General features: G+C 50.1%; 17 protein-coding genes and 1 tRNA gene. 4 read left to right on the top strand and 14 right to left on the bottom strand.

Annotated elements, in window-relative coordinates:
• Positions 1-166 precede the first annotated feature (166 nt).
• Positions 167-254: transfer RNA gene (locus IT415_00255), tRNA-Leu, on the bottom strand.
• A gap of 75 nt (positions 255-329) precedes the next feature.
• Between IT415_00255 and IT415_00250 the strand changes: the two genes are divergently transcribed.
• Positions 330-1,565 carry a sortase gene (locus IT415_00250; GenBank protein ID MCC7543134.1) on the top strand — a complete coding sequence of 412 codons (1,236 nt, stop codon included), beginning with the start codon at positions 330-332 and terminating at the stop codon, positions 1,563-1,565.
• 21 nt (positions 1,566-1,586) lie between these two features.
• Here the strand turns inward: IT415_00250 and IT415_00245 are convergent, their stop codons facing one another.
• From IT415_00245 to IT415_00225, 5 genes are read right to left on the bottom strand one after another with little or no spacing between them, the layout of a single operon-like run.
• Complete coding sequence (locus IT415_00245; protein ID MCC7543133.1) at positions 1,587-2,429, bottom strand: hypothetical protein; 843 nt, start codon at positions 2,427-2,429, stop codon at positions 1,587-1,589.
• Positions 2,413-2,823 (bottom strand): hypothetical protein, encoded by a 411-nt coding sequence (locus tag IT415_00240; GenBank protein MCC7543132.1) that lies wholly within the window; start codon positions 2,821-2,823, stop codon positions 2,413-2,415. Before IT415_00240 ends, IT415_00245 begins: the two co-directional genes overlap by 17 nt.
• Before the next feature lie 21 nt (positions 2,824-2,844).
• On the bottom strand, positions 2,845-3,111 hold the full coding sequence (gene xseB, locus IT415_00235; protein ID MCC7543131.1) for an exodeoxyribonuclease VII small subunit: 267 nt from the start codon (positions 3,109-3,111) through the stop codon (positions 2,845-2,847).
• On the bottom strand, positions 3,080-4,309 hold the full coding sequence (gene xseA, locus IT415_00230) for an exodeoxyribonuclease VII large subunit (GenBank protein ID MCC7543130.1): 1,230 nt from the start codon (positions 4,307-4,309) through the stop codon (positions 3,080-3,082). The genes xseB and xseA overlap by 32 nt, the downstream gene beginning before the upstream one ends.
• A gap of 6 nt (positions 4,310-4,315) precedes the next feature.
• The gene (locus IT415_00225) at positions 4,316-5,329 is read right to left on the bottom strand and encodes a flippase-like domain-containing protein (GenBank protein MCC7543129.1); all 1,014 of its coding nucleotides are present in this window, start codon (positions 5,327-5,329) and stop codon (positions 4,316-4,318) included.
• 80 nt (positions 5,330-5,409) lie between these two features.
• On the opposite strand from IT415_00225, the gene IT415_00220 reads away from it, so the two are divergent.
• Both IT415_00220 and rpmA read left to right on the top strand, forming a co-directional pair.
• A complete protein-coding gene (locus IT415_00220) occupies positions 5,410-6,558 on the top strand; it encodes a hypothetical protein (GenBank protein ID MCC7543128.1) in 1,149 nt (382 codons plus the stop codon).
• 3 nt (positions 6,559-6,561) lie between these two features.
• Positions 6,562-6,849: a 50S ribosomal protein L27 gene (rpmA, locus tag IT415_00215; protein ID MCC7543127.1), complete on the top strand. Its 288-nt coding sequence runs from the start codon at positions 6,562-6,564 to the stop codon at positions 6,847-6,849.
• Positions 6,850-6,911: 62 nt separating this feature from the next.
• On the opposite strand, the gene IT415_00210 is transcribed toward rpmA, so the two are convergent.
• The 7 genes from IT415_00210 to ftsE form a co-directional block, all read right to left on the bottom strand.
• Complete coding sequence (locus IT415_00210; protein ID MCC7543126.1) at positions 6,912-7,313, bottom strand: response regulator; 402 nt, start codon at positions 7,311-7,313, stop codon at positions 6,912-6,914.
• Positions 7,310-8,992, bottom strand: a complete 1,683-nt coding sequence (locus IT415_00205; GenBank protein MCC7543125.1) for a CTP synthase — start codon at positions 8,990-8,992, stop codon at positions 7,310-7,312. Before IT415_00205 ends, IT415_00210 begins: the two co-directional genes overlap by 4 nt.
• A 66-nt stretch (positions 8,993-9,058) precedes the next feature.
• Entirely contained in the window at positions 9,059-10,282 is a 1,224-nt protein-coding gene (locus IT415_00200; protein ID MCC7543124.1) for a S41 family peptidase, read from the bottom strand.
• A 67-nt stretch (positions 10,283-10,349) separates the two neighbouring features.
• Positions 10,350-11,468 carry a CHAP domain-containing protein gene (locus IT415_00195; GenBank protein ID MCC7543123.1) on the bottom strand — a complete coding sequence of 373 codons (1,119 nt, stop codon included), beginning with the start codon at positions 11,466-11,468 and terminating at the stop codon, positions 10,350-10,352.
• 42 nt (positions 11,469-11,510) lie between these two features.
• Positions 11,511-12,593 (bottom strand): CHAP domain-containing protein, encoded by a 1,083-nt coding sequence (locus tag IT415_00190; GenBank protein ID MCC7543122.1) that lies wholly within the window; start codon positions 12,591-12,593, stop codon positions 11,511-11,513.
• An 83-nt stretch (positions 12,594-12,676) separates the two neighbouring features.
• Positions 12,677-13,588 (bottom strand): ABC transporter permease, encoded by a 912-nt coding sequence (locus IT415_00185; protein MCC7543121.1) that lies wholly within the window; start codon positions 13,586-13,588, stop codon positions 12,677-12,679.
• The gene (gene ftsE, locus IT415_00180; protein MCC7543120.1) at positions 13,588-14,268 is read right to left on the bottom strand and encodes a cell division ATP-binding protein FtsE; all 681 of its coding nucleotides are present in this window, start codon (positions 14,266-14,268) and stop codon (positions 13,588-13,590) included. The genes IT415_00185 and ftsE overlap by 1 nt, the downstream gene beginning before the upstream one ends.
• A 61-nt stretch (positions 14,269-14,329) precedes the next feature.
• On the opposite strand from ftsE, the gene murA reads away from it, so the two are divergent.
• Complete coding sequence (murA, locus tag IT415_00175; protein ID MCC7543119.1) at positions 14,330-15,580, top strand: UDP-N-acetylglucosamine 1-carboxyvinyltransferase; 1,251 nt, start codon at positions 14,330-14,332, stop codon at positions 15,578-15,580.
• 27 nt (positions 15,581-15,607) lie between these two features.
• On the opposite strand, the gene IT415_00170 is transcribed toward murA, so the two are convergent.
• The coding region (locus IT415_00170) for a hypothetical protein (protein ID MCC7543118.1) at positions 15,608-15,799 on the bottom strand (192 nt) is incomplete at its 5' end.

Raw genomic sequence — 15,799 nt, 5'->3', positions numbered from 1 at the left:
TCGAACCTGCTTCTTGGCGAAAAACAGGTGCGCGCAAGCGCGCCGGATTTGGATTCATTTTTGGCGAATTCCCCTTTTGATTCTGGGCGAAATTCAAGCGGAAACCATTGGGACGCGCTTCGCGCGTCCCGCATGTTGGCATCAAAAAAGCCGATTAGTTTGTTGTTGGTGCCAGAGGTGGGAATCGAACCCACACGCGACCAAGTCGCACACGATTTTGAGTCGTGCGTGTCTGCCAGTTCCACCACTCTGGCGAATATGATATACTAATCGATCCTGCGTCATTTATTGATATGACGCTGATGTATTATAATATGATCTGAAAGTTTATGCCAGACACACCACCATTATCAAATCAACCCGCGAAGCCAAAGAAGCCCGAGCCAACACTCGAGATGTCCGATCTTGTAGCCGGTCAAGATCGGACACTTGAAGCCGCACCACAACCCGTTGCAAACCCTATTGAGCACAGTGCTCCTGGGACCCAGCACGAATCGCCACAGCCCGAACCGCAGATCGTTCATCCACAAGCGACTGAGCCAACCACCACTTCAGTAGTGCAAAACCCTACTGTTGACGCGCCATTATTTCATAACCCACAAGCGCCAGCTATGACCTCGCATCTGGAAGAGTTCGGCAAAATCCCAAGTCTCGATCATGCCCCCGCTACACCAAAGGTACGCCCAAATTTAACGCCCAAATTTGATGTTTTCGAACTATATGGCATGGGCCTTCAACCGAAGCGACAAGCTGCAACATTGTTTGGCAAAATTGCCCTTACGCTCAAACTCGACCAAATATTTTCGGCGCGAAATCGTCGCTATATGGGAGTAAGCCTCGTCAGCTTCCTGGTGTTCTTACTGATCTTCAACTTCCAAACTTTAAGCGTTCAGCTCGGCTATTTCCTCAACCCGCCGCAGCCATCTGCTCCCGTAGCGACCGAATCACCTGCGTCATCAAACACCCCCGCCTCCTTAGCGGAAGCAGCTGAGGCCGCTCCGCCCGGGGACATTATTTCCATCCCGAAGATAAAAGTACAAAATACACCCATCATCTTCGAGCAATCGATTAGCGAGCAAGCCATCCAAAAATCACTCGAAAATGGCGTGGTGCACTATGCCGGCACGGCACTTCCGGGCGAACGAAGCAACATCGTCATCGTTGGACACTCCTCAAATGATTGGTGGGAACCAGGTAATTACAAGTTTATTTTTGCATTGCTCGAGAAGCTCAATGCCGGCGACCAGATACAAGTGAATTATAAGCAGAAAAAATATGTTTTCGAAGTTACAAATCTCAAAGTCGTTGAGCCAACAGAGATCTCGGTATTACAACCTACTGTCGAGCCACAGTTGACGCTGATTACCTGCACACCTCCAGGCACTAGCTGGAAACGATTAATCGTTACAGCTAAACAAATCTCACCCCTGCCAAATGCCGTACCAAAGCAAGCCGATAATCAAAATCAAACGCCGACCAGCACTCAGCAAATTTCGCTTCCAGGAAATGCACCTTCCCTGATCGACCAAATCAAATCCTGGTTCGGCTGGAATAAAGAGTCGTAGTTATCCGTTTTCAAACAGCACTTATGCTGCTGCGGCAGCGTCTATCAGCTGTCGCAGATGTTTCATGGCATCATCTGGAGTCAGGTCAGCACGAATCTGGCTCGCTAAGTACAGACTTGCCCGCGCCTGATCAAGAATCTGCCCGCGTGCTCGAGTATTATCGCTCACAGCAGTCAAAATACTCGTAAGATACGTACGCAACATCTCCCGCGTCAATGCAGCATCGCGCGGTACGTGCAGTAACAGATCCTGGCTACGCAGGTATATATAAACCCTCTCAGCATCATACGCACAGAGCATTTCTCCAGTGAACGGCATCGCTTGCAATAGAGCCGCCACATTATAGATACCTCTGCCTGGTTGAACCTGTACCGGCAGACGCAGTTTATTCGCCAGTGAAATATACTCAGCGACCGCACAGACTGGCGTAATATTCTGCTTTTTAAATAGTCCTCGATCGTGCACACAGAGTGGTAAAAGTTCTGCAGTAATATACACCTGTGTCGTGACTTCACGAAGCAATCGCTCAAGCCAGAGCTGCTCTTGACTGCCAACATGTAGCCCAAAACCTGCGACAATGACATCACTGACTAGAATCTGCGGACCAGCAGATTCAATGCTCGTAACAACTCCTGTCGGTAAGACATGAGCCGTACGGTCGGTCGAGACATACTGAGCCGACCAGTGCCAAGCCTGGGTAATGGTATGCCAGGTATTAATCTCTGCAAGTGCTCCTGGGTCACCAGCAATGACCAGTAAACTAGGGAGAGTCTTCGGGGTGAGATTAAGGCTAAAAAAGAAGTTATGGTCAGGCTTTGCCACATCTACAAGCTGGGCGCTTGGTAGATTAGGAGTTGAGGACACGAAGATATACCCTCAGCAGATCGTCTGGACAGGCTTGTGCAAATTGTAAGCGCGCAGTAGCGGACATAACCGAGAGATGAGCGCGTAGGTAGGTCTCTAGAGCTTGAATTGCCTCTTCTTCAGTCTTGAAGTGCATTTCAGACTGAACTTTTTGAACCACTTCATGCCAAGTCAGTGACGATGCACCTTGATAACTTTGTGCGGTCAAACCAAACCGCGAACCATACCGACGTTTGCGGATCCCAGGTAGCAAATGTGCGACTTCGAATCGATCCTCGGCAGCAAAAACAAGCATCAAATATCGGTCAATCGTTCGTACCAACTTTTGCGCTTTGCGATCGCTGACATTGGTCAGCTGGTTTTTTATCAGGTAAGTTGTATAGTCTCGTAACATGGCGAGATTATACAACTTTTCTTACTCGCTGTCTATACTTTCTGCCTCAAATATCATACCCTCGACCGACATACCATCTGTCGGCTCACCATCAAACCGGGCCTTTATCTTTTCGACCTTTAGCTGTGCTTTTTTGAGCTCGTCTTGAAGTTGTACTGCAAGCTTACTACCCCGCTCAAAATGTGCAATGGCTTCATCTAGCCCGATCTCATCTGACTCGAGCTGTCGAGTTATTGACTCAAGCTCTTCAAGAGTCTCACGAAAGTTCAAGTTTGATTTGCTCATCATCTGCCTCCTTATCTATCTCTGTAACCGACTGTGCACGGGACCCAACAGAGCGAGCGCGCAATACACCTTTGGCTAATTGTATCACTATCGGGCGCTCCGGATGTACCTGCGCCGGGTCTCGAAGTATCACATCGTCTTGTCGCACTATCGCATACCCGCGCGCCAGAAGTCGCTGTGGGTCAGCCGCATGTATGACAGTTTGCGCGATTGCGACTCGTTGTGAGTACCGCGCAAGCATTTGCTCCACACTCACCTGCAACCGCTCGGTCAACTGTGCGACTGCCCGCTCCGCCCGCTCCTCAATCCGTTGGAACAATGTACTCGTTTGCCGAATCAGCTGCTCAACGCGTTCAAGTAAACGCAGAACGGAGCTGCTCTGCCCCTTCACCTGATCGCGCAACAATCGCGCCACATCCTTTTGATCCGGCGTAAGTCGCCGAGCTGCATCTGTTGGAGTAGCGGCACGCACGTCGGCAGCGAGCTCAGCCAGACTCACATCATCCTCATGCCCTATTCCAACGATCGTCGGGATCTTACTCGCATAGACTGCCCGCACTACTCGCTCGTCATTAAATGCCTGCAAATCTTCCATGCTCCCTCCACCACGGATAACCACCAAGGCGTCTAATGTCGGGTAGTCACGATTAAACCGCTGTATCGCACCCACTACGTCAGCGGGAGCCTGCACACCTTGTACATGCACATGGATGTGTTTAATCGTCAGCAGCGGCCACCTGTCACGCACTATGGTCAAAAAGTCATTATAAGCCGCTGCTTCTGAAGAGGTAATGAGCCCGATATGCTCAGGATACTCGGACAACAACCGCTTGCGCTCAAGTGCAAACAACCCTTCAGCTTCAAACTGCGCCTTAAGCTTCTCAAATGCCTGCTTCACCGATCCCTCACCTGCCAGTTCAACAGCCTTAACCGTCAGAGAAAACTTACCCCACTTAGTGAGATTTGGCGTCGCAGTCACACGCACCAACATACCGTCTTCGATGATCGTATTCAGCTGATACTTGGTCATAAAGCAACCGATGGTTGTTTCAGCATCCTTGAGGTCAAAAAATATCCATTTACCCTGATTTACCTTAAAGCTACTCACCTCACCCTGCACTACGACAGCTGGATAGGCATATGAAAGCGTCTGATTGACGTAGTCCCTAAGCTCAGTAACACTGAGGATTTCCCCCTCCATATACTCTTACGCCTCCTCTTCTTCAATTTCGCGGGCCACCCGATGGCGATAGAAATAGAGTCCGAACGGAATAAACATCCACACGGAGATCAGGCGATAGAGCGCTGTCACCGATATACTCAGCTCAAGCGGATAGCCAAGCGCCGTAAACACCTCCACCATCGCTGCTTCGTAAGCACCTATGCCATTCGTAAACACCGATGCCAGCGAGAAGAACATTGCCAAGATATACGCCACACCAACCGCACCCGGATTCACAAGTGTACCAAAGGCCAGAAACACAATCGTGATACTTACAAGCTCTACACAAATAGTCGTGAATGCATCCATAAATGGCTGTACGGCTCTCTTGGGCTGATCCCAAAACAACTCGAGAAGCTCGTGATAGCCGTCTACAAAGCGTTCGATGTGTTTTGCGGTCAATGGTGAGCGCTTCAGTAGACGTAAAATCCAGTTTGCCGGCCTCGTGAGTACATATAGGGCCTTTATGAAGATGGAGTCATTCAGCGTCAGTGCAAATACAATGAATCCACCAATCAGTAAGAGTAGAGTCATCACGAGGATTAAGCGCGAGCTGACCGGCACGACCGCATTTGTCAGAAGTAATATTAGAAAGCTCAAGCCCAGAACCAGCACCATGCTCAACAGTACCGCAATATACCAAAATGCCTGCGCCAATAATGCTTGACGGTGAGTAACTCGCCGCTCAAAAGCCTTGGTGAAGTAAGTCAGCCCCGACACCCCTCCACTCGGTATCACGGTATTTATAAAATTCATACTCATGACTGCCGGGAATAGCTCACGATAACTGATGCGCTTGCCATATAGTAGGTAAAAATGCCCATAAAAGCGTGTATTTGCCCAGTAATATGCATAGCGCACCGGGATGATAAGCAACAGCACCAGTAGGTTGACCTTGCGCAAAAGCTGGAACAATTCCTCAAGGTGGCCGGTATTGCGCAGGACCAAAGCACCCAAAAGAATCACGACTATAAAAAAGAATAACTGTCGAGTTTTCATAACTTCCTAAACTAGTGTACCTGTTTGCATGACTGCTGACTATTCGTCTTGGGCGAATCGGCGTATACTGATGACTCGATATGTCTAAGACTTGGTATAGTATTCTCGGACGCGAACGAGCGTTAGCTCTGGCTGAGCTGGCGGCAGTTTGCGATACCCCCGAATCACTCGAGCAGCATGGAGCCGTAGCCGTTGGCGCCGGCAACCCGCCTCGATGGAGCCAAATCGGCGGCTCGCAAAGAGCTGGTGAGATTCTCGGTGTCATCGACACTCTGTCTACCGAAGACATCTTAAAGCTCATAGCAACAATCTTGCCATCAGACGGTAAAGTCACGATCGGTCTGAGTATGTTAGGCGCCACCGAAACAACCTACAAGCATACGTGGATTCAGCTCAAACAGACCCTGAGGTCGGATGGTCGATCAGTGCGCATCGTGACCGCCAAGCAATCCACGGCCCTGAACGCTGCTCAGGTGCGCCATAATCAACTGCTCAGTCCAGGACATTTGGAGATTGTGCTCTGGGAGCGCAAACGCCAATGGTGGGTTGGCCGTACTAATTGGGTGCAAGATATTGACGCCTACGCACACCGCGATCGAGATCGGCCAGTACGAGATGCCCGAGTGGGCATGCTCCCCCCAAAACTCGCTCAAACACTCATTAATCTCGCACAACCCGAAGCGGGCGAATTAGTATATGACCCGTTTTGCGGCACAGGCGTCGTGCTAATGGAGGCCGCTCTGATGGATCACCCAATTGCGGGAAGTGACCTGTCGGACCGCATGATAGAAGCAACTCGCAGTAATCTTGAGTGGCTTGCCACTACCCATGCTCCTATCAATACAGTGAGACTCTCGATCGAAGATGCTCAAACCGTACGACTTCCCGACCAGTCATTACGCATAGTTACCGAAGGTTATCTCGGACAGCCATTTGGTCCGTCGGCAACTCGTCAGCAAATTCGCACTGAACAACAAACACTCGATGAGCTCTACCGCACCGTCTTAGCGAATTTCCGTACTCAACATCAGATCAAATCCCTAGTTTTCGCCCTGCCATACTGGCACTTGCAAGGACGTGATTATCATCTCTCAATCCTTGACTCAATCGAGGAAATAGGCTATACTTTTGACCAGTTTGCACCAACTTCAGCGTGTTGGCTGACGTATCGCCGTCAAGACCAACAAGTTGGCCGCATGATTGTTAGATTGATCAAGAAGGAGCAATAAGCTATGTCAAAGACAAAGGCCGGAGGGTCGACAAAGAACGGCCGCGATTCCCGTGGTAAGCGCCTAGGCGTCAAGCTGTTTGGCGGACAGCTCGCAACCACTGGCGATATTATTATTCGTCAACGTGGTGAAACTTATGTAGCCGGTGAAAACACTTTTCAGTCAAGCGATTACACCATTCACGCTGCGGCCGAAGGTCGCGTTGCCTTCAAGCAAATCAATAAGCGTCGCTTCACAGGTGCGCCACTACGCAAGACCGTCGTAACCATCGACACGTCGACCGCGGCGTAATCTGAAGGTAAGATCTAAAAATTACCCAGATGGGTGATTTTTAGTGCAAATGAGTCACAAAACTATTCTGCAGCTTTAGTATCGAGCAGCCCGAGATGCTTTTTTACAATATGTACAACATCCGCCATCGCGACCTGGCTCTTGATAATATAATCATCGACTCCGAGAGCTTTTGCTTTCTGTACATCCCGATCACTCGATAGTGCCGACATCATCACTACCTTGGCATTCTTGGTCTGTGGCGTATTGCGCAATATATCAAGCACATCAAAACCCGACACACGCGGCATCATAATGTCCAGCAAAATAAGATCTGGTTTACTTTCTAATACTTTCGCAAGGGCTTGCTCACCGTTATTCGCCCAAGCAGTCCCAAAGCCCTCGGCTTCGAATCGAGCCATATAGACGCTTGCGAGCTCCTCGTCATCCTCGACGAGTAAGATCATCGGCTTAGCTTTTGTCATGAGTTGTTCGTCTTACTCCGCTTATTATTGCTCTCTATTGTAACCTGTTCGTGCTTACGGGGTAAAGACCCCAAGCTTGCCTGGATAAATCCAGAGAATAACGGATGCGGTCGATGCGGTCGAGACAGAAACTCAGGATGATACTGCGAAGCAATGAAAAATGGATGATCAGGTAGCTCGACGACTTCAACCAACTGACCTCCATAAGACGTTCCGCTCACGCGCAAGCCTTTACGCCCCAACAAGTCTCGGTAATCATTGTTCACTTCAAAACGATGACGATGCCGCTCCACTACATCTGTACTTCCATAGAGCTGTTCTGCCAGGGACCCAGATCCAAGGGTGGTATCATAGTCGCCCAATCGCATGCTGCCGCCAAGCTGCACTCCTATCTGCTCAGGCATAATATGCACCACCGGCGCGCTCGTCTCTTGATGAAATTCAGTAGAATGGGCGTCCGCCAGCCCCGCTACATGTCGTGCAAATTCAATCACTGCAACCTGCAAGCCAAGGCAAATACCTAGATATGGCACGCGATGCTCACGAGCGTACTGTGCAGCAATGATCTTGCCCTCCACGCCACGCTGTCCAAAACCGCCAGGCACGAGAATACCATCAACTTTCTCAAGCGGCTTGGTCGTTTGAGTCAATTTTTCAGCATCAATCCAGTCAAATGTGAGCCTACGTCCAGTCGCCCAAGCAGCAGCCCGGAGTGCCTCCACGACCGACAAATATGTGTCCTCATGATCAAGGTATTTGGCCACAATCCCGATACGCACTTCAGGCATATTGCTCATGATTGTATCAACGAGGTTCTCCCACGATCGCAAATCTGGCTTACGACAAGTGACACCCAGACGCTTACAAATATATTCACCGATCCCCGATTCCTCCATGCGTAACGGCACTTCGTAGACCGTTTTGGCTGTCGGCAAACCAACTATCGCCTCTTTATCAACATCGCAAAATTGCGAGAGCTTCTCGAAGATGCTCGCTTTGATTGGGTGGTCTGTACGCACCGCCAGAATGTCGGGCTGGATACCAACTTCACGCAGATCTCGCACCGAGTTTTGTGCCGGCTTTGACTTAAGCTCCTTTGAAGCGGCTAAGTAGGGCAGGAACACTACATGGGCATAGAGAACATTCTCAGCACCAACTCGTCGCTTAAACTGCCTAAGCGCGTCGATGACCGCCAGCGACTCATAGTCACCGATCGTACCGCCAACTTCAGTCATCATCACGTCGAAACCCTTACCCGCCTCTAGGATGCGACGCTGATATTCATCGGTGATATGCGGTATCACCTGTACTGTCTTACCCAGAAACGCACCATCGCGCTCGTCTGCAAACACTTTTGCGTAGACCTGTCCACTCATCACTGAACTTTGGCGAGTAAGCTGTTGATCAAGAAATCTCTCATAATGACCGAGATCCAAGTCGGTCTCCGCCCCATCTTGTGTCACAAACACCTCGCCATGCTCAGCTGGATTCAGGGTCCCGGCATCAAAATTAAAATACGGGTCCATTTTTTGAATGTTGACCCGCAATCCTCTGGCTTTTAAGATGGCTCCGATCGATGCTGCGGTGATTCCTTTTCCGGAGCCTGAAACCACTCCACCGGTAATGAATATGTATTTTGTCTCTTGTTTTTGTACCACTAGTAACCCTCCCTCTTCCATACTAGTCTACGCGTAAGGCACCTATAGCCGCAAGGGGTTTGCAGAGAAGGATATTTTGAATAGATACTATTGTCGAGCAAGATCGAGGGCTTTTTCGAGCTGAGGGTCACGATTCGCATTATAGTCATCGTTGGTAAACTTCACTTCCACATCTGGTGCGATGCCTTCCTTGGATATATTCACCCCATTTGGCGTATACCAATGTGCGACGGTCACCTTGAGCTGAGCACCATTCGCGAGCTTCCTCACTTCCTGCACACTTCCTTTGCCAAACGACCTCTCACCTACCAGAGTGGCGCGTCCATTGTCCTTCAAGGCACCAGCAGCAATCTCTGACGCGGAGGCCGAGCCTTGATTAATCAGTACAATCACCTTTACCTTGGTAAGATTACCACCTGGATTTGCTGTCATAGTCTTTGGCTCGCTAAAGTGTCGGCTGCGCTCTTCGACAATCGTACCAGTCCCAACGAATTCAGATGCAACGGTCACTGCACTATCAAGATACCCACCTGGGTTATCTCGAAGATCCAAAATAACACTCTTCACCCCTTTCGAAGCGAGATCAGCTGTCGCATTACGAAATGCCAGATCAGTGTCATCACCAAACCGACGCAATCGAATATAACCTACATTACCGTCCTTGATCTCTTGGCTGACGCTCGAAACGGTAATAGTGTCGCGCACGATGCTCACCTCCCGAGCCTTCTCATTGCCACGGATGATAGTGAGATTCACGGTCGTCCCCTTATCTCCACGGATATTCTTGACCGCCTCATCGAGCGTCATCTGCGAGCTATCCTTACCATCTATAAGCGCTATCACATCACCGGCTCGGATTCCGGCCTTGGCAGCAGGCGTGCCATCGATTGGTGCGATCACGGTCAAACGATTGTTTTTGATTCCAACCTCGACACCAATGCCACTCAATTCACCCTTCAGATCATCCGCCAAATCCTTGGCTTCTGCCACATCCATATAGGTGGTATACGGGTCTCCGAGGCTTGCAACAAGCCCGCGTATCGCACCTTCGGCCTGCTTCGACTGATCTATATCGCCATCATAGCTGGCTTTCAATAGTTCGCGTACTGTGGCGATATCATTTGCAGCAAAGCTACCTTCACGCAAAATAACCGAAGACCGTGCAAACCATCCAAAAAATCCACCCAGTATGACAGCGGCAATTATTACGCCGTTACGCTTCATCAAAGCCCGCAAGACTTTACCTTTTTGGACAGCCTGGGGTGTAGTAGTACGACTAGATGATCCGGATGGTTTTCTGGCTGGAGTCATAATCTCCATTGTACCGATCAAAGCTTATATCTGCCAAGTCCTTGCAGCACTCAGAATCACATACTGACTAATGAATGTAGGTCAGCACACTCGAAGGCCAGAGCGATTGACTATAACGACCATCCCAGTTTGCATTAAACTCAGATACTAACACCTGCTGTCCATCCTTCAAGACCGACTCAACGATCATGACGTGACCATACTCGCCGCCCCCATATACCGCAATAGCACCAACCTCAGGCTGATCATCGACGCGCATATTGAATTGTCGCCCCCAGTTAGGCCACATCTTCGCGTCAGCAGGCCCCATAAAGCCCCATGATGGAATTGGTTTGCCGAGACTGGCGCGCCGCCAAGCAGCGAAGCTCGTACACTGACGATAATAGAAGCCCCACGGATCGACACCCCAGCTTGGAAACGGCTCGACCGTAGACCAAGGGTAATCAGTGGTCAAGGAGTACGTGCGCCCAGCACTTTGGGCAGCGATAGCAGCGGCCTGCTGAGCGCGCAGGGTGCTTAATTGTGCCTGATCTGCCTTCACGAGATCCCGATACTTCTGCTCTTCCCCTCGCGTTTGCTCGAGGAGCTTTGCGAGCTCTGCTTCTTTTTCGGCAATCACCTTTTCTTGCAGACTCTCGGCATTCTCTTTGATGCGCAAATCGATCTCCAGATCATCCAGCTGCTTCTTTGATCGCTCAATTTCAGCGAGAGTATCATTAATTTTGTCGCGCAAGCTCGTGTAGTACTGCTGCTTATCAACGTATTGGCTCAGGCTCTGCGAACCAGCAATAAGTTCAAGTGGTGAGATGCCTCCCTGCCTATAAACTGCGGCGATGTTCTCTCCTAAGAGATCGGTCTGTTTCTTGAGGCGAGTTTGCACCTCAGACTGGCGCGCTTTATTCTGTGAGACTTGCAAACGAGTCATTTCAAGATTGGCGCGAGCAGATGCTAAATCGGCCCGCACCGCATCGAGTCGATTCTCTAGATTATCGCCCTCGGCCTGCTTCTGCTTGACGATTGCTTGATTGTCTTGGATCTGCTTGGAGAGCGCGTCAATCAGCGGCTGATACTCATCAGCACTCACTCGACTATGCCCGACGAGCATCATCACCCCTAGCATAAAAACACTTAAGACTGTCACTCCGATGAGGTGCTTGAGCCAAGGATGATGTCGTTTTTGTTTCATTTTTTGTAACCCAACTTTTCGGGGCCTCGATTTACTGTTTACCTATCGAATATAGCGAACATTCCCTAATTGACTAAACGGAATCGTTCGCACCGAGTAGCCACCACGCGGGCTGTAGTTATACTCACTAATCGTGATTGATGAGCCGTTATTAGACTCGATAATTGCTACGTGTCCCCATGGCGACAGATTGCCATACGGCCAGGCTACAATATCGCCATACTGAGGAGTGAGATTTGCAGAACCGCGGTACCACCAGTCACCGGCATTACCCCAGTACATCGGTACCCACTTGCCTATTGCCGCACGCTTCCAAGCCGCATAGCTCACACACTCACGGTTATAGTATCCATAATCATCCACCAAAGCATCTTGAGCTGCGCGACACCAGACATCTGGATACCCACCGCCACACTGCCCGCCAGGACGGAAGCTCCCACCGGCTGAATTATTGCGCGCAATTTCTGCAGCACGAGCAGCAAATACTGCATCGAGTTCTTTCTTGTTCTTAGCTACGACGCTCTGATATGCCGCCTCTTGTCCGCGTGTCTCAGCGAGGAGCTTAGCTTGTTCAGCTTTTTTTGCATTAATTTGAGCCAGCTGACCTTGCTGATTAGCTTGTTGTGCCGAGAGATCCGCCTTCGCTTGCTCGAGCTTTGCCTTCGCCGCATTGATAGCATCAATATTTGCCTGGATCTTGGTCTTAATATCCTGCATGTACTGCTGACGACCAACGAAGTCGCTCAAGTTTTGACTCGATGCCAACACTTCTAAGGGGGTAACATCTCGATCGCGATACATAGCTCGCAAGTTTTCTCGTAGACTATCAGTTTGCTTTGCGAGCTCAGTAGTCTGAGCATCGATATCCGATTGGGTCTTCAATAATTGCGTCTGCGTAAGATTTAATGCAGCTTGAGTTGCCGCAATCTCAGCATTCAGTTGATTCACCTTACCCTGTAAAGTCGAAGCTTCCGCTGCCTTCTGGCTAGCGGCCGACTGATTTTGCTTGATTTGCGACTGCAGCGCATTGATTTGCGCGTCATAGTCAGCAGCATGCGCCACCGGAGCTAATCCAGCTAGTACAAGTGCAGAAACGATAACGAGCACGTGCTTGACGTGCCTCAATGATGATCTAATATTCAGAAGTCCCCTCCTTTTGTTTGCGCCTATCCTAATACCTGCGCTACGACTAGTATACGCTGATACCACTAGAGCTTCAAGTGTCGAGAGATCGCCAAATAACTGGAAGTGGCACCAATCATTACGCCAAGAGCGTACATACCTGAGATCACCAGATTATATCGTGAAGCGACAAAGTCAATCACGTCGGTTGTACTAAAGTAGTTCACAAATAGTGGCTTGGCAAAGTTAAGGGCCGGTATCGTGATCGCGATAGCTATGGTTGCGCCGATAATGCCATACACAGCGCCCTCGACCAAAAATGGCCCACGAATATACCACTTGGTCGCGCCAACCAGCTTCATAATGTCGATCTCTTCACGGCGGGTGAAGATCGCCATTCGAATCGTATTGAAAATGATAAGCAGTGACACTATTAAGAATGCGACTGAGATGATTGTCCCAATCCGACTCACACCCTGAGAGATCTTATTGATATTTTCGACGATCTGCTTGCGTACATTATTATCCTGCAAGCTGGTTTGAGAAATCACATTTCCCTGTGGAAGTGCTCGTATGTCCGAATCAAGCTTATCGAGGTTATCAAGCGACTCTGTCTTGACTTCTATTGATGCCGGCAGCGGATTACCAATCTCTTGAGCAGTGCGAGCAAGCTGCTCGCCATCCTTACTGCTTGTGCGTAGGCGCTCAAGTGCATCGGCCTTGGATATATAGGTTACGCCTTTCACATTATCAAAACCCTTAATCCCCTCCTGCAACTTAGTAATATCTTCTTGGGTCGCCTTCTCGCTCAAGAAAATCGTCAGATCGATCTTGTCGCGAATCACCGACAATTGATTCTGGAGGAAGAGTGCGGAGAACGCAAAAACCGACACGATCACCAAAGTAATAACCATAATCGCTGTTGCAGCAATCGACAGCCACGCATTGCGAAACAGATTTTTAAACCCAGACTTAATAATGCGCCAGAAAGTAATCATTAGAGGATGTACCTCCCGACTTTTTCATCTTTTACAATGCGCCCTCGCTGGATGGTAATTACCCGACGCTTCAAGGCATTGACGATTTCCTTGTTGTGCGTCGTTAAGAGAACTGTAGTCCCGAATTTATTAATCTTTAAGAGTAACTCGATAATATCCCAAGAGTTCTTCGGATCGAGATTGCCAGTTGGCTCGTCGGCAATCAAGATCTTTGGATTACGCACCAGAGCGCGTGCAATCGCCACACGCTGCTTTTCTCCACCCGATATCTCACCTGGGTAGTTACTAGCCTTCTCAGCCAAGCCAACCAGCTGCAAGATCTTTGGCACCGCGCGTCGAATTTCACTCGTGCGCACACCACTGACTTCCAGAGCAAAGGCTACGTTTTCGTACACAGTCAGATTTGGCAAGAGCTTAAAGTCCTGGAAGACAACACCAATCCGACGTCTCAGATGTGGAATATTCTTCTTGGTGATCGTGTCGTAGTCGATCGAGCCAACGATAATCTTGCCGCTCGTCGGATCTTCTTCTTTGATCAGTAGTCGGATCAGGGTCGACTTCCCTGCACCTGATGCCCCCACCACAGTCACAAATTCTTTTGGCTGAATATGCAAACTAACGCCGCTCAAGGCGACGGTTTTATTGGGGTACATGACTGTCACACGATCTAGCAATATCACTGAAGCTATTCTACCACAGCCTCTCACCGCGATGGGGTGAATTTGCTATAGTATAAGCACCATGGCTCAACTTATCATCGATGGTCCGACACCACTTCGGGGAGAATGGCATACTGCCGGCTCCAAGAACGCCGTGCTGCCGATGCTCGCAGCCACATTACTCTCCCAAGAGCCGGTTACGCTTCATAACGTTCCCGATCTCAGTGACGTTGATGTGATGTGCGAGATTCTGGAAAGCCTCGGCGCGAAGATTACACGCCAGGACCATAGCGTACGAGTTGAACCGACTCACATTCGTGCCGGCAGCATTCCCGAGGGACTGACCGCCAAGATGCGCGCGTCAGTCCTGGTACTTGGCGCAGCTGCAGCCCGTACTGGCGACATCGCCATAGCCCAGCCAGGTGGGGACATCATCGGCGCGCGACCTATCGCCAGCCACCTCAAAGCTTTTCACGAGCTCGGCTATAGTATCGATCAAACGAACGGTACAACCCGAGTCAGAGGCACGAGTCGGGGCGGGCGGATCATCTTAGGTGAGCTCACGGTTACCGGCGCCGAGAATGCCATCATGGCTGCTTGTCTTGGCAATCATACAACCGAGCTGCGCATGGTCGCTGTCGAGCCACACGTCGTAGATTTCTGTCACATGCTCGTACACTTTGGCGCACAGATCGAAGGCATTGGCACCCACAACCTCATTATCCATGCTGTCGACACGCTCCATGGTGGCGAATGGCGTGTACCGCCGGATCAGCTCGAATCTGGAACGCTTGCAATCGCCGCGGCAGCCAGTCGTGGCGAACTAATTGTGCATGACTTCATCATCGATGAGCACGACTCGCTGCTGACCATCTTTGATGCAATCGGTGTTCGTTATCGCCTGATCGATGCGCGCACTATTCATATCCTGCCTGGTGAAACTTATCGAGCAGTCCAAGTTCGCACGCAGCCTTATCCGAACTTTCCAAGCGACCTGCAGACGCCACTCGCAGTGCTCCTCACTCAATGCGAGGGTATATCCGAGATCTTTGAGACGCTCTACGAAGGTCGGCTACAATATTTATTCGAATTACAGCGCATGGGAGCTTCGATCGCTATTCGCGATGCGCATACAGGCATGATCACTGGTCCGACACCACTCGTCGGTACGGAGCTCGTCAGCTACGACATACGCGCTGGCGCAACCATGCTCGTAGCCGGTATGATCGCTCGCGGAACTACGGTCCTAGATCGCATCGAACACATCGATCGAGGGTATGAACACATTGATGTACGCCTCCGCACCATCGGCGCACAGTTGCGACGCACATAATCACACCTTTCACTTGTTTTTGTTTTGCTAATATACATATAAGTCAGGTCTTTCAGCCACTATTTTAGCCTTCTCGGCTGGCGTCAGACTGTCGAGATAGAGGCCACCACCCACGCTCTGTGGGAGCTGTAAGCCCTCGGCAGAGGTCAGACTGTCGAGATCGAGGTGACCATGGTGAAATACAATAGGGTTTTCTGGCGTTCCAGACAGTGCCTCTTC

It is taken from the genome of bacterium (assembly GCA_020854115.1).
Taxonomy (GTDB): domain Bacteria; phylum Patescibacteriota; class Saccharimonadia; order CAILAD01.
This window is presented reverse-complemented; position numbering and strand designations above follow the sequence as displayed.

Excerpts from the sequence above, each read along its gene's own strand:
- IT415_00250 (MCC7543134.1), top strand. The coding sequence starts at position 330 with ATGCCAGACACACCACCATTATCAAATCAACCCGCGAAGCCAAAGAAG.
- IT415_00240 (MCC7543132.1), bottom strand. The coding sequence starts at position 2,823 with ATGTTACGAGACTATACAACTTACCTGATAAAAAACCAGCTGACCAAT.
- xseB (MCC7543131.1), bottom strand. The coding sequence starts at position 3,111 with ATGATGAGCAAATCAAACTTGAACTTTCGTGAGACTCTTGAAGAGCTT.
- xseA (MCC7543130.1), bottom strand. The coding sequence starts at position 4,309 with ATGGAGGGGGAAATCCTCAGTGTTACTGAGCTTAGGGACTACGTCAAT.
- IT415_00225 (MCC7543129.1), bottom strand. The coding sequence starts at position 5,329 with ATGAAAACTCGACAGTTATTCTTTTTTATAGTCGTGATTCTTTTGGGT.
- IT415_00220 (MCC7543128.1), top strand. The coding sequence starts at position 5,410 with ATGTCTAAGACTTGGTATAGTATTCTCGGACGCGAACGAGCGTTAGCT.
- rpmA (MCC7543127.1), top strand. The coding sequence starts at position 6,562 with ATGTCAAAGACAAAGGCCGGAGGGTCGACAAAGAACGGCCGCGATTCC.
- IT415_00210 (MCC7543126.1), bottom strand. The coding sequence starts at position 7,313 with ATGACAAAAGCTAAGCCGATGATCTTACTCGTCGAGGATGACGAGGAG.
- IT415_00205 (MCC7543125.1), bottom strand. The coding sequence starts at position 8,992 with ATGGAAGAGGGAGGGTTACTAGTGGTACAAAAACAAGAGACAAAATAC.
- IT415_00200 (MCC7543124.1), bottom strand. The coding sequence starts at position 10,282 with ATGACTCCAGCCAGAAAACCATCCGGATCATCTAGTCGTACTACTACA.
- IT415_00195 (MCC7543123.1), bottom strand. The coding sequence starts at position 11,468 with ATGAAACAAAAACGACATCATCCTTGGCTCAAGCACCTCATCGGAGTG.
- IT415_00185 (MCC7543121.1), bottom strand. The coding sequence starts at position 13,588 with ATGATTACTTTCTGGCGCATTATTAAGTCTGGGTTTAAAAATCTGTTT.
- murA (MCC7543119.1), top strand. The coding sequence starts at position 14,330 with ATGGCTCAACTTATCATCGATGGTCCGACACCACTTCGGGGAGAATGG.